Annotated in this window: 11 protein-coding genes and 1 pseudogene; 7 read left to right on the forward strand and 5 right to left on the reverse strand. The window is 42.8% G+C overall.

The features are described 5' to 3' along the window. From BACCELL_RS21130 to BACCELL_RS21140, 3 genes are all read right to left on the reverse strand, one after another. A partial coding sequence (locus BACCELL_RS21130; RefSeq protein ID WP_007214108.1) for a helix-turn-helix domain-containing protein occupies window positions 1–308 on the reverse strand: 308 nt, incomplete at its 3' end. Beyond that, window positions 305–658, reverse strand: a complete 354-nt coding sequence (locus tag BACCELL_RS21135; RefSeq protein ID WP_007214109.1) for a type II toxin-antitoxin system RelE/ParE family toxin — start codon at window positions 656–658, stop codon at window positions 305–307. The genes BACCELL_RS21135 and BACCELL_RS21130, both read right to left, overlap by 4 nt. Before the next feature lie 636 nt (window positions 659–1,294). Then, on the reverse strand, window positions 1,295–1,852 hold the full coding sequence (locus BACCELL_RS21140; RefSeq protein WP_007214111.1) for an NAD(P)H-dependent oxidoreductase: 558 nt from the start codon (window positions 1,850–1,852) through the stop codon (window positions 1,295–1,297). A 117-nt stretch (window positions 1,853–1,969) separates the two neighbouring features. Here BACCELL_RS21140 and BACCELL_RS21145 point away from each other — a divergent pair, with 117 nt between their 5' ends. From BACCELL_RS21145 to BACCELL_RS21170, 6 genes and pseudogenes are all read left to right on the forward strand, one after another. Further along, the gene (locus BACCELL_RS21145) at window positions 1,970–2,266 is read left to right on the forward strand and encodes a nucleotidyltransferase family protein (protein ID WP_007214112.1); all 297 of its coding nucleotides are present in this window, start codon (window positions 1,970–1,972) and stop codon (window positions 2,264–2,266) included. Between the two features lie 171 nt (window positions 2,267–2,437). Beyond that, window positions 2,438–5,863, forward strand: a complete 3,426-nt coding sequence (ileS, locus tag BACCELL_RS21150; protein WP_007214113.1) for an isoleucine--tRNA ligase — start codon at window positions 2,438–2,440, stop codon at window positions 5,861–5,863. 28 nt (window positions 5,864–5,891) lie between these two features. Further along, window positions 5,892–6,271 (forward strand): annotated as a pseudogene (locus tag BACCELL_RS21155) (TraR/DksA family transcriptional regulator). 2 nt (window positions 6,272–6,273) lie between these two features. Then, window positions 6,274–6,948 (forward strand): lipoprotein signal peptidase, encoded by a 675-nt coding sequence (locus BACCELL_RS21160; protein WP_007214115.1) that lies wholly within the window; start codon window positions 6,274–6,276, stop codon window positions 6,946–6,948. Further along, window positions 6,945–7,931, forward strand: a complete 987-nt coding sequence (locus BACCELL_RS21165) for a DUF4296 domain-containing protein (protein ID WP_007214116.1) — start codon at window positions 6,945–6,947, stop codon at window positions 7,929–7,931. Before BACCELL_RS21160 ends, BACCELL_RS21165 begins: the two co-directional genes overlap by 4 nt. Beyond that, window positions 7,931–8,278, forward strand: a complete 348-nt coding sequence (locus BACCELL_RS21170) for a hypothetical protein (protein WP_007214117.1) — start codon at window positions 7,931–7,933, stop codon at window positions 8,276–8,278. The genes BACCELL_RS21165 and BACCELL_RS21170 overlap by 1 nt, the downstream gene beginning before the upstream one ends. On the opposite strand, the gene BACCELL_RS21175 is transcribed toward BACCELL_RS21170, so the two are convergent. Then, on the reverse strand, window positions 8,229–8,990 hold the full coding sequence (locus BACCELL_RS21175) for a TrmH family RNA methyltransferase (RefSeq protein ID WP_007214118.1): 762 nt from the start codon (window positions 8,988–8,990) through the stop codon (window positions 8,229–8,231). The two genes, BACCELL_RS21170 and BACCELL_RS21175, sit on opposite strands and share 50 nt — an antisense overlap. A 145-nt stretch (window positions 8,991–9,135) precedes the next feature. Between BACCELL_RS21175 and tamL the strand changes: the two genes are divergently transcribed. Continuing rightward, window positions 9,136–11,439 (forward strand): translocation and assembly module lipoprotein TamL, encoded by a 2,304-nt coding sequence (gene tamL / locus BACCELL_RS21180; RefSeq protein ID WP_007214119.1) that lies wholly within the window; start codon window positions 9,136–9,138, stop codon window positions 11,437–11,439. 74 nt (window positions 11,440–11,513) lie between these two features. Here the strand turns inward: tamL and BACCELL_RS21185 are convergent. Continuing rightward, on the reverse strand, window positions 11,514–11,796 hold a 283-nt coding region (locus tag BACCELL_RS21185; protein WP_007214120.1), incomplete at its 5' end, for a DUF3332 family protein.

Below are 11,796 nucleotides of genomic sequence, written 5' to 3' on the forward strand. Positions count from 1 at the left end.
GTCAATTTGACCTGTTTCCCTAATCCCTGAAAGATACGGAAAAGAGTAGAAAGCTGCACATCTGCTTTCCCGTTTTCAATGCGGGAAATATAAGTCTTTTTCGTGCCAATTCTTTCGGCGAGTTGCTCCTGGGTTAATCCGGCTTTTAATCTTTCCTCCTTCAAACGTTCTGCAAGGATAAAAGCAACCGCACCTTGTTCGAAGGCATCGCGTTCGGGAGTCCCTTGAGTTCCATACTCAACATCTAAAATTTCATCAAAAGTCCGACAACCTTTTATTGATTTTGTTTTGGGTTTGATTTTGCTCATAATTTATCTCCTTTCTTTGAATTAAAATATTCTTTCATAATTTGGGTAGCCTTTTCAATTTCTTTTGGCGGAGTTTTCTGAGTTTTCTTTTGAAAGCCATTAAAAAGAACAACCAGTTTTCCTTCGTCGAAACAGCAGAATATTCGAAAAATATTGCCTTCCATTTCTATCCGTATCTCAAAAAGTCCCGAAACGGTATCTATGTTTCGAAAGAATCTGGAAGGGATATGCTCTTCTACCCGCACAAGGTTGAGTACATAGTTTATTTTGTTTTTTACGGAAGATATTTGCTTATCGTAAAACTCCGCAAAATAATCTCCATATACAATAATTTTTCTCTTATACTCCATTTCGTGTTTTATTTTTTCTGCAAAGTTAACGAAAAGATTAACCCAAGCAATATATTATTATATATTTAACACTACCAATGCTCTCTTAAAAAAAAGCTCCTTCTGTCTCTTATATATTTCATAATTAAATGATTTCTTTTAGACGAATGAATTAAGCCTATAAGAATGTTTTAAAATTATGACATCTAAAACATCTCATTAATAACCGTAAACAGCGTTTTTAAAGAATAACCGGAACGTTTTTTAAGAACGTATCCAACGTTTATTAACAGCGCAAAAATGAGCTTTAAATCCTACCCCAAATATAAATCAACAAAAAAGGTGGCAAATCCTTGTGAGGAAATACCACCTTATCTTCTTTTTTGCCTATTATTATTCCAAATGTCGAACATCTGAAATAACTATAATCTATTTAATTTGCCAACGAGCGAACCACCCATGTTTATCCGGCAGGCAGGCTGTCTCACATAAGATATCTGTCAAATTAATGCACTGTTTAAAGGCTTCTGAAAAAGAAAGACTAACTTTTGCCATTTTACTAAAGGTTTAGGTTTACAATAAAACTCAGCTTAAAGCTTCTACAAAGATACAACATCGTAAAGGCAAAATCAAGTGTTTTGGCTGATACTTTACACTTTACCAGCTATCTTCCGATTTATCTTTCCCGATAAGTGCCATCACCCGTTTTTTATAAAGATCCGCTGCCAGAGCAATATTCTTTTCCGCATCGGGTGTTCCCATACCATACACCACGAAAGGAGTCTGCCACACCATCCCTGCATGCACAGCACCACCCTGATAAGGACGCAAAAGTTCATCCACCGTGAAGCGATTTCTTCCTCCACTTCGGTACGCATCAAATTCAGAACCGGTAGTGGTAACCACCAACAAAGGTTTACCGGCTACTGCCGGAGTTTTTGCCAAATAGGTAAATATCCCGTCCTGCCATTTTTTTAATAAAGATGGTGCCGACATCCAATAAAACGGGAACTGATATACCACTGCATTGGCATGAGATATAATCCGGCTCCATGCATCCATATTGAGAATATCTTGCTCTGACATCTCATATAGATTAAATATAGCCACATCTTCTATATCCTTTATGGCATCAAACAGGGCTTTATTGGCTTGTGAGTTTTCCATGTTGGGGTGTGCCAGAAGCACCACAACCTTTTTTAGATCTTTGTCCATACTATTGTTTTTGATGTTTTGTTTGGGTGAATAATCAATTATGACAGGCAAAAATAACAAAAAGATTTGTGAATAATACTCTTTTTGTCTATCTTTGTTCTAAAGATTTAATGAGATATGAAAACAAAGAACGATTATATCAGTTTGTTGAAATCATGCGGTAGCGAATTGAAACAACAGTTCGGTGTGCGTTCTTTACATTTGTTTGGATCGGTCGCCCGTAATGAGCAAAAAGAAACAAGTGATATTGATATTTACGTAGAGACAGAAACACCTAACCCTTTTCTAATAGTAAGAATGAAAGCATATCTGGAAAAACTTTTAGGATGTTCTGTTGATGTCATTCGCGCTCATAAAAATATGAATGCTTTTTTAAAGCAACAAATAGAAAAAGATGGAATACACGTCTTCTAAAACACTTCTTTGAAGAGCCGTATTCCATTTAGATATGTTTTTTTCTATTCAATAATATCTTTTCTCTAACTTTTTTGTAACTTTGCACCCTTAAAATAAGGAGGGTCGCTTTAGCACGTCTCAAAGTGCCTCCTTAATCGTTAAATTGTAAATAGTTAAATTGCAAATAAGATGGGTAAGAAGTTTGCCGAATATTCGCAGTTCGACCTCTCAAAGGTAAACGCGGAAGTGTTGAAGAAATGGGACGAGAACCAGGTTTTCGCCAAGAGTATGACAGAACGTGAAGGCTGTCCTTCTTTCGTTTTTTATGAAGGACCGCCCTCTGCCAACGGTATGCCGGGCATTCACCACGTAATGGCTCGCTCCATCAAAGATATTTTCTGCCGTTACAAAACCATGAAGGGTTTCCTGGTGAAACGTAAAGCCGGCTGGGACACACACGGGCTTCCTGTGGAACTGGGTGTGGAAAAAGCCATGGGTATCACCAAGGAAGATATCGGTAAAACGATCTCCGTAGCCGACTATAACGCTGCCTGCCGCAAAGATGTGATGAAGTTCACCAAAGAATGGGAAGATCTGACTCACAAGATGGGGTATTGGGTAGACATGACCGATCCTTATATCACCTACGACAACCGCTACATCGAAACTTTGTGGTGGCTGTTGAAGCAACTCTATACAAAAGGGTATCTTTATAAAGGATACACCATACAGCCGTATTCTCCCGCTGCCGGAACAGGACTGAGCTCACACGAATTGAACCAGCCCGGTTGCTACCGCGACGTGAAGGATGTGACCTGTGTGGCACAATTTAAGATGAAGAACCCGAAGCCGGAAATGGCAGAGTGGGGAACTCCGTACTTCTTAGCATGGACCACTACTCCGTGGACATTGCCTTCGAATACCGCGCTTTGCGTAGGCCCGAAGATAGATTATGTAGCCGTACAAAGCTACAACGGATACACCGGAGAGAAAATCACCGTTGTACTTGCCAAAGCTTTGCTCTACACGCACTTCAATAAAAAAGCGGAAGACATCGCCCTGGAAGATTACAAACCGGGAGATAAGCTGATACCGTTCAAAATTGTAGGAGAATATAAAGGTCCGGAACTTGTAGGTATGGAATATGAGCAACTGATACCTTGGGTGAATCCGGGTGAAGGTGCATTCCGCGTAATCTCAGGTGACTATGTGACTACGGAAGACGGTACAGGTATCGTACATATCGCTCCGACATTCGGTGCCGACGATGCCCAGGTAGCGAAAGCCGCCGGTGTTCCACCGTTGCAACTCATCAATAAGAAAGGTGAACTCCGCCCGATGGTGGACCTGACCGGTAAGTTCTATAAATTGGACGAACTGGACGAGAACTTCGTGAAAGAGCGCGTAAACGTAGACCTGTATAAGGAATATGCAGGCCGTTTCGTGAAGAACGCTTACGACCCGAATCTGACAGATCAGGACGAAAGTCTCGACGTAAGTCTCTGCATGATGATGAAAGCCAACAACCAGGCGTTCAAGATTGAGAAGCATGTGCACAATTATCCACACTGCTGGCGTACGGACAAACCGGTATTGTATTATCCGTTGGATAGCTGGTTCATCCGCTCTACCGCTTGCAAAGACCGCATGATAGAGCTGAACAAGACGATCAACTGGAAACCGGAAAGTACCGGTACGGGACGTTTTGGCAAGTGGCTGGAAAATCTGAATGACTGGAATCTGAGCCGTTCACGTTACTGGGGTACTCCGCTGCCTATCTGGCGCACGGAAGACAACAGCGAGGAAATCTGCATCGGTTCGGTTGAAGAGCTTTATAATGAAATAGAGAAATCCGTAGCTGCCGGATTCATGAAGTCCAATCCTTATAAGGATAAAGGTTTCGTACCCGGTGAATACAATGGAGAAAATTATGATAAGATAGACTTGCACCGTCCGTATGTGGATGATATCATCCTCGTATCCAAAGACGGCAAGCCCATGAAGCGTGAAGCGGACCTGATAGACGTATGGTTCGATTCCGGTGCCATGCCGTATGCACAAATCCACTATCCGTTCGAGAACAAAGAATTGCTGGATAGCCATCAGGTTTACCCCGCCGACTTTATCGCCGAAGGTGTGGATCAGACTCGCGGCTGGTTCTTTACGCTCCATGCCATCGCTTCAATGGTATTCGATACCATCTCTTACAAGGCTGTTATCTCTAACGGATTGGTACTTGACAAGAATGGTAACAAGATGTCCAAGCGTCTGGGCAATGGTGTAGATCCTTTCTCAACTATCGAGAAATACGGGTCCGACCCCTTACGTTGGTACATGATCACCAACTCTTCTCCGTGGGATAACCTGAAATTCGACGTAGACGGCATCGAAGAAGTTCGTCGTAAATTCTTCGGTACATTATATAATACGTATTCTTTCTTCTCCCTCTACGCCAATGTAGACGGATTCGAATACAAGGAAGCTGACGTGCCGATGGCTGAACGCCCTGAAATCGACCGTTGGATACTCTCTGTACTGAATACACTGGTGAAAGAAGTGGATACTTGCTATAGCGAATACGAGCCGACAAAGGCCGGACGTCTGATATCCGACTTCGTAAACGACAACCTCTCCAACTGGTACGTTCGTCTGAACCGTAAACGTTTCTGGGGTGGTGAATTTACGCAGGATAAGTTATCTGCATACCAGACTCTGTACACTTGTCTGGAAACCGTTGCCAAATTGATGTCGCCCATCGCTCCGTTCTATGCCGATAAACTCTATATGGACTTGGTTACTGCAACGGGACGCGACAACGTGGTATCCGTACACCTGGCTAAATTCCCCGAATATAAGGAGGAAATGATAGACAAGGAACTGGAAGTCCGCATGCAAATGGCACAAGACGTAACTTCCATGGTATTGGCTTTGCGCCGCAAGGTGAACATCAAAGTACGCCAACCGCTGCAATGTATCATGATACCGGTAGTGGACGAGGAACAACGTGCCCACATCGAAGCAGTAAAAGCACTTATCATGAGCGAAGTGAACGTGAAGGATATCAAGTTCGTAGACGGTGCCGCCGGTGTGCTGGTGAAGAAAGTGAAATGTGACTTCAAGAAGATGGGACCGAAATTCGGCAAACAGATGAAAGCCGTAGCTGCCGCTGTAGCAGAAATGTCACAGGAAGCTATCGCCGAACTGGAAAAGAACGGTTCTTATACTTTGCAACTGGATGGTACGGATGTGCTTGTGGAAGCTACTGACGTAGAAATCTTCAGCGAAGACATTCCGGGATGGCTGGTTGCCAACGAAGGAAAGCTGACTGTTGCTCTGGATGTAACCGTAACAGAAGAGCTTCGCCGCGAAGGTATTGCCCGTGAACTGGTTAATCGTATTCAAAATATTCGCAAGTCAAGCGGTTTGGAGATAACAGACAAAATAAAGATTACATTATCAAAAAATCAGCAAACAGATGATGCGGTAAACGAATATAAAGACTATATTTGTAACCAGGTTTTAGGAACCTCACTGACGCTGACCGATGAGGTGGAAAACGGCACGGAACTTAACTTTGACGATTTCTCCCTGTACGTAAGCGTTGTAAAAGAATAATAATACTAACGATTTAACACGTAAAGTTATGGCAGAAAAAACAAGATACTCGGATGCTGAATTGGAAGAATTCCGCGCCATTATTAATGAGAAGTTAGAATTGGCACAACGCGATTATGAATTGCTGAAAGCCAGTTTAACCGGAGCCGACGGTAATGATACCGACGATACGTCTCCTACGTACAAAGTTTTGGAAGAAGGTGCCAACACCTTGTCCAAAGAAGAAACGACACGCCTGGCTCAACGTCAGTTGAAGTTTATCCAGGGTTTCAGGCTGCATTGGTACGCATCGAGAACAAAACGTATGGTATTTGCCGTGAAACAGGTAAGTTGATTCCTGCCGAACGTTTACGTGCTGTGCCTCATGCTACACTGAGCATTGAGGCCAAAAATAACGGTAAGAAGTAAGGATGAACAAATACCTCACGAAAGGTCGCATTGCGCTGCTCGTTATTTTCTCGGTATTAATTGCTGACCAGATAATCAAGATCTATGTCAAGACTCACATGTATTGGCATCAGAGCGAAAACGCCATAAAATGGCTTTATGAGAAGCTGGGCATGGTAGATGCAGAACCGCCTACATGGTTTTATATTTACTTTACCGAGAATAACGGTATGGCGTTCGGTATGGAGATATTCGGTAAGTTATTCCTTACCTTGTTCCGTATTGTTGCCGTAGGAGCGATAGGGTGGTATTTGACGAGAATAATCAAGCAGGGCTTGAAGACAGGCTATATCGTATGCGTATCTCTGATTCTTACAGGAGCGTTGGGTAACATCATCGATAGTGTATTCTATGGTGTGTTGTTCAATGAGAGTACACATTCGCAGATAGCTTCATTCCTGCCGGAAGGCGGAGGATATGCTCCTTTGTTCTACGGAAAGGTGGTGGATATGTTCTATTTTCCTATCATTGATACAAACTGGCCTCAATGGATGCCGTTGGTAGGTGGGGATCATTTCATATTCTTCAGCCCGATATTCAACCTTGCCGATGCCGCTATCAGTTGTGGTATCATTGCCCTGTTATTATTTTACAGCAAATATTTGAATGACTCTTATCATGCAATAAAGAAATCATGAAAGGTCTGCATCGAATTCAATGGTTTAGCATATTCCTGTTAGCATCTTGTTTGACAGCCTGTCAGGTGAAAAGACCGAAGGTGGTTATATCGGATGCTAAGATGGAAAATGTGCTTTATGACTACCATATAGCAAAGGCTATGGGGGAAGAAGTCCCTTATACCGATGGTTATAAAAGGGTGTTGTACATTGAATCGGTGTTTAAAAAACATGGCATTACGCAAGCCGAATTTGACTCTTCAATGGTTTGGTTCACGCGTAATCCGGAAGTACTCACCAAGATTTATGAGAAAGTAAACGCAAGGCTGAAAGCGGAGCGGGATGTTGTCAATCATTTAATTGCCATACGTGACAATAAACCGAAGGAAAGTCTTCCGGGGGACAGCATTGATGTATGGGCATGGCAACGTATCTATCAGCTGACAGGTATGCCGATGGACAACAAGATTACTTTCGTATTACCCTCAGATACCAACTTTAAAGACCGCGATACTTTGCGGTGGAACGTTCGTTTCCGCTTCCACAACGGTGCGCCAGATTCCTTATATGCTCCCGTCATGGCTATGCAGATTGTCTATAAGGACAGCATAATCAGTGATATTCAGAAAGTATATAAATCAGGTGTGGAAACGGTTTCCCTCTTTGCCGATACGTTGGGAGAAATCCGGGAAATACGTGGGTATATCTATTACCCCGCAGCACAGGCTACCCGTACATTGCTGACCGACCGCATTTCACTGATGCGTTATCATGCTACGGATACACTGTCGTTTGCTAAGAATGATTCTATTCAGAAAGATTCTGTTAAGACAGAGAAAATAGAACCTCAGGAACTCAAGAAAGAGGAACTGAAACCTGTGGAAGAAAAGATAAATGATAATCCGCGCAGACGTGATGCTGTCCGTCCTCGTCCATCTTCGGAACCTACACTGAAGAAGTTGGACAATCCGGAACACGTTCAATTCCGTAAAGATAATCCCTGATGATCAAACGATTTGCTTCACACTTTATTTTTCTGCCCGGACATGGTTATCTCAAACAATATGTGGTAGGGGCGGAAGAAGGACAAGTCGTGTCCGCCTTTCCCTTGACAGAGGAGATAGAAGGAGTGGAATGGTTTCCCGGAGTCATTGCTTTATTGAATAATGAAGAAGATATTTCCAAAGGGTACTCCGGTATATTTCAGAAAGCAAATGAAGTATTACAGGAACTTCCGGAAGTTTTCTGCCAAGAAACGTTTCCTTCCGGAATAAATGCTTATCTACTTTATCCTTTCGATTTTACAATGATGCTGCCTGTCGACGGAACTCGGCACAGACTACTGCGGTAGCAATTGCCACATTCAGTGACTCGGACGTTTCCCTCTCTGCGGGATAATTGGGAATATAAAGTTTGCGGTTAATGAGTTGCTCCACTTCTTTCCCGATTCCGTTGCCTTCATTACCCATCACAATCAATCCGTTGGATGATAATTTCTGTGTGTACATATTTTCTCCATCGAGGAAAGTGCCGTAAACTGGTATATCCTTCAGGCTTTGAATGAGGTCGGGCAGGGGAGTATAGTGCAGTTTCACACGGGCAATGCCTCCCATGGTGGCTTGAACCGTCTTTGGATTATATACATCTACGGTGTTCGGGGAACAGAAGATATGCTCTATACCAAACCAGTCTGCCAGACGAATGATAGTACCCAGATTTCCCGGATCTTGCACATCGTCCAGCGCCAAGCAGAGTGAATGGCTGATAACGGAAGCATCCGTTTCATATTCCGGCTGCTCGAATACAGCAAGTACCTGTTGGGGAGTTTTCAATAAGCTGGCACGGGAAAGGTCTTCATCAGACACTTCCGAAACATCTTCTACCGGAAGCTTGGGATGTTGCGATAACCATTCGGGCGTAGCTGCCAGAAAGCGGCAGGGAAAATGTCCTAACAAATCGCCTACCAGTTTAGGACCCTCTGCCAGAAAGACTTTTTCTGTTTTACGATTCTTCTTCAGCTCCAACGAGTGGATATATTTGATGCGGTTTTTGCTCAGTGCCATAGCTTAAATGTTATCGTTTGGCAAAAGTACGTGATTATTTCTATATAATCAAAAAACGGAACACACTTCATCCGGTTTTTTATTTCGGAAAAGAAAAAATAGATTTATATTTGTAGTCAATTATGCGCAATTTATTAATTCTGGTATGAAGAAAGGCTTCCACTACGCACTACTTACTGCTGCCATACTTACATTAGCTTCCTGCTCGACCACCAAATATGTGCCGGATGGTTCATACTTGCTGGATGAGGTGCGCATACATACTGATAATAAAAATGTGAAGCCTTCTAATTTGTCCATATATGTGCGGCAAAATCCGAACTCCAAATGGTTTAGTCTGATTAAAACCCAGTTGTATGTCTACAACTGGTCGGGACGTGATTCTACTCGTTGGGTGAACCGGGCTTTACGCAGGCTGGGAGATGCCCCTGTTATCTATAGTAAGGAAGAAACCGAACGTTCACGGGAGGAAATGACGAAAGCCGTTCAGAATATGGGGTACATGGGTGCTACCGTAGAGTACATTCCCAAAATCAAGAAGAAAAAGGTAAAACTGGCTTATAAAGTAAACACCGGAGAGCCGTATATTGTCCGTAGCCTGAAATATGATGTTCAGGATGAAAAAATCTGGGAATATATGCAGAAAGATTCTGCATCGACCTATTTATCCGAAGGTATGTACTTCAATGCCAACATACTGGACAGTGAACGCCAACGGATCACGGGTAACCTGCTTCGCAACGGTTATTATAAATTCAATAAAGATTATATCTCTTATACAGCGGATACAGTACGTGGCACTTATCAGGTGGATCTGACCTTGCATCTGGCACGGTACAGACAGCATTCCGGTGCTGAATTGCAGGATCATCCACAGTATACGATTAATAAAGTGAATTTCATTGCAGACTATGACGTGCTGCAATCTTCAGCTCTCAGTAGTGTGGAAATCAATGATTCGATACACTATAAAGGGGTTCCCATATATTATAAAGATAAATTGTACCTGCGTCCTAAAGTTTTGACTGATAATCTGCGGATAACTCCGGGAGATCTTTACAATGAACAGGATGTGCAGCGCACTTACTCCAACTTCGGACGTCTGCCGGTATTGAAATATACCAATGTACGTTTCTTCGAAACACAGGTAAATGATAGCGCAAAGCTGAATGCTTATGTTATGCTGACGAAGAACAAACATCAGTCTGTATCTTTCGAACTGGAGGGAACGAACTCTGCGGGTGATTTGGGTGCCGCGGCATCTGTATCTTTTCAGAATCGCAATGTATTCAGAGGTTCCGAAACTTTCTTGGTTAAGCTTCGCGGAGCTTACGAAGCTGTTTCCGGTTTAGGGTATAAGAATGACAACTATACGGAACTCGGTGTGGAAACCAGTATAAACTTTCCCCGCTTCATGTTTCCGTTCATATCCAATGACTTTAAGCGGAAGATAAGGGCAACCACAGAATTCGGGCTGCAATATAATTATCAGATGCGTCCCGAGTTTACACGCATCGTTGCATCCGGTTCATGGAGTTATAAATGGGGTTTGCAGCGACAGCGTTCGCAGCATCGTATAGACTTGCTGGACATCAACTATTTGTATATGCCGTGGATAGAACCCGAGTTTAAAAACAATTTCCTGAACGATGAGAAGAACTATCTGCTGGAGTATAACTATAAAGACCGTTTGATTGTTCGTACCGGGTACAGCTATATCTATAACAGCGCAGGACAAGCATTGATGAACAATGCAGTGATTGGTAATTCTTATAGTATACGTTTTAACTTTGAGTCTGCGGGAAATCTCCTGTATGTGCTTTCTAAAATGAGCAATTTAAAGAAGAATGATCAGGATGAATACACTATCTTGAATATTCCGTATGCACAATATATAAAAGGTGACCTGGACTTTGCCAAAAATATCGTCATCGATAACCGTAACTCCATTGCATTTCATATTGGGGGAGGTATTGCCATCCCTTACGGAAACGCACGGATGATTCCTTTCGAGAAACGTTATTTCTCGGGTGGAGCAAACAGTGTACGCGGATGGTCGGTACGTAGTCTTGGTCCCGGTACTTTCTCCGATGAAAAAGGTAACTTCATGAACCAGTCGGGTGACATCAAGCTGGATGCCAGTATAGAATACCGCACACGTTTATTCTGGAAATTTAGAGGTGCTTTGTTTGTAGATGCGGGAAATATCTGGACGATTCGCGAATATCAGGATCAGCCGGGGGGTAAATTCAAGTTCGACCAGTTTTATAAGCAAATAGCCGTAGCTTACGGTGTGGGATTACGTCTGGATCTGGATTTCTTTGTACTTCGCTTTGATGGTGGTATGAAGGCTATTAACCCTGAAAAGGGAAAGGATCGTTATCCCATTCTGCGTCCTGACTTCGGACGTGACTTTGCTTTCCACTTTGCAGTAGGTTACCCATTCTAAAAAATCGGGAGGGGTATAAAAAGCAACGGGCGAATGATTGCTCATCCGCCCGCATATTCAAATTCTTTTCTTAATTAGCGTGCAGCGTAATAAGTGTTGATCATCGTTGCCTGACGAGCAGCAGCTACGCCTTGTGCATCCAATGTCACATTCATTGCTTCACCATTCGGCAGATACATCTGTGCAGTACCATCACCGTTCATTTGCAGCAATTCAGTGCTAACACCTTCTGCAACAACATTCCAAGTGTTCAATTCTTTGTCGTAAACCAGCTCCATAGCAGTGGTTTCACCTTCTTTTGTGATAGAGTAACCGTTCTCCAATGTTTTTACGAGATAGTTTCCGTTTTCACCTTTT

It is taken from the genome of Bacteroides cellulosilyticus DSM 14838 (genome assembly GCF_000158035.1).
GTDB classification, from domain to species: domain Bacteria; phylum Bacteroidota; class Bacteroidia; order Bacteroidales; family Bacteroidaceae; genus Bacteroides; species Bacteroides cellulosilyticus.

Coding starts and splice junctions, on each gene's coding strand:
- BACCELL_RS21160 (WP_007214115.1), top strand. CDS start 6,274: ATGAACAAATACCTCACGAAAGGTCGCATTGCGCTGCTCGTTATTTTC.
- BACCELL_RS21175 (WP_007214118.1), bottom strand. CDS start 8,990: ATGGCACTGAGCAAAAACCGCATCAAATATATCCACTCGTTGGAGCTG.
- BACCELL_RS21135 (WP_007214109.1), bottom strand. CDS start 658: ATGGAGTATAAGAGAAAAATTATTGTATATGGAGATTATTTTGCGGAG.
- tamL (WP_007214119.1), top strand. CDS start 9,136: ATGAAGAAAGGCTTCCACTACGCACTACTTACTGCTGCCATACTTACA.
- BACCELL_RS21145 (WP_007214112.1), top strand. CDS start 1,970: ATGAAAACAAAGAACGATTATATCAGTTTGTTGAAATCATGCGGTAGC.
- BACCELL_RS21170 (WP_007214117.1), top strand. CDS start 7,931: ATGATCAAACGATTTGCTTCACACTTTATTTTTCTGCCCGGACATGGT.
- BACCELL_RS21165 (WP_007214116.1), top strand. CDS start 6,945: ATGAAAGGTCTGCATCGAATTCAATGGTTTAGCATATTCCTGTTAGCA.
- ileS (WP_007214113.1), top strand. CDS start 2,438: ATGGGTAAGAAGTTTGCCGAATATTCGCAGTTCGACCTCTCAAAGGTA.
- BACCELL_RS21140 (WP_007214111.1), bottom strand. CDS start 1,852: ATGGACAAAGATCTAAAAAAGGTTGTGGTGCTTCTGGCACACCCCAAC.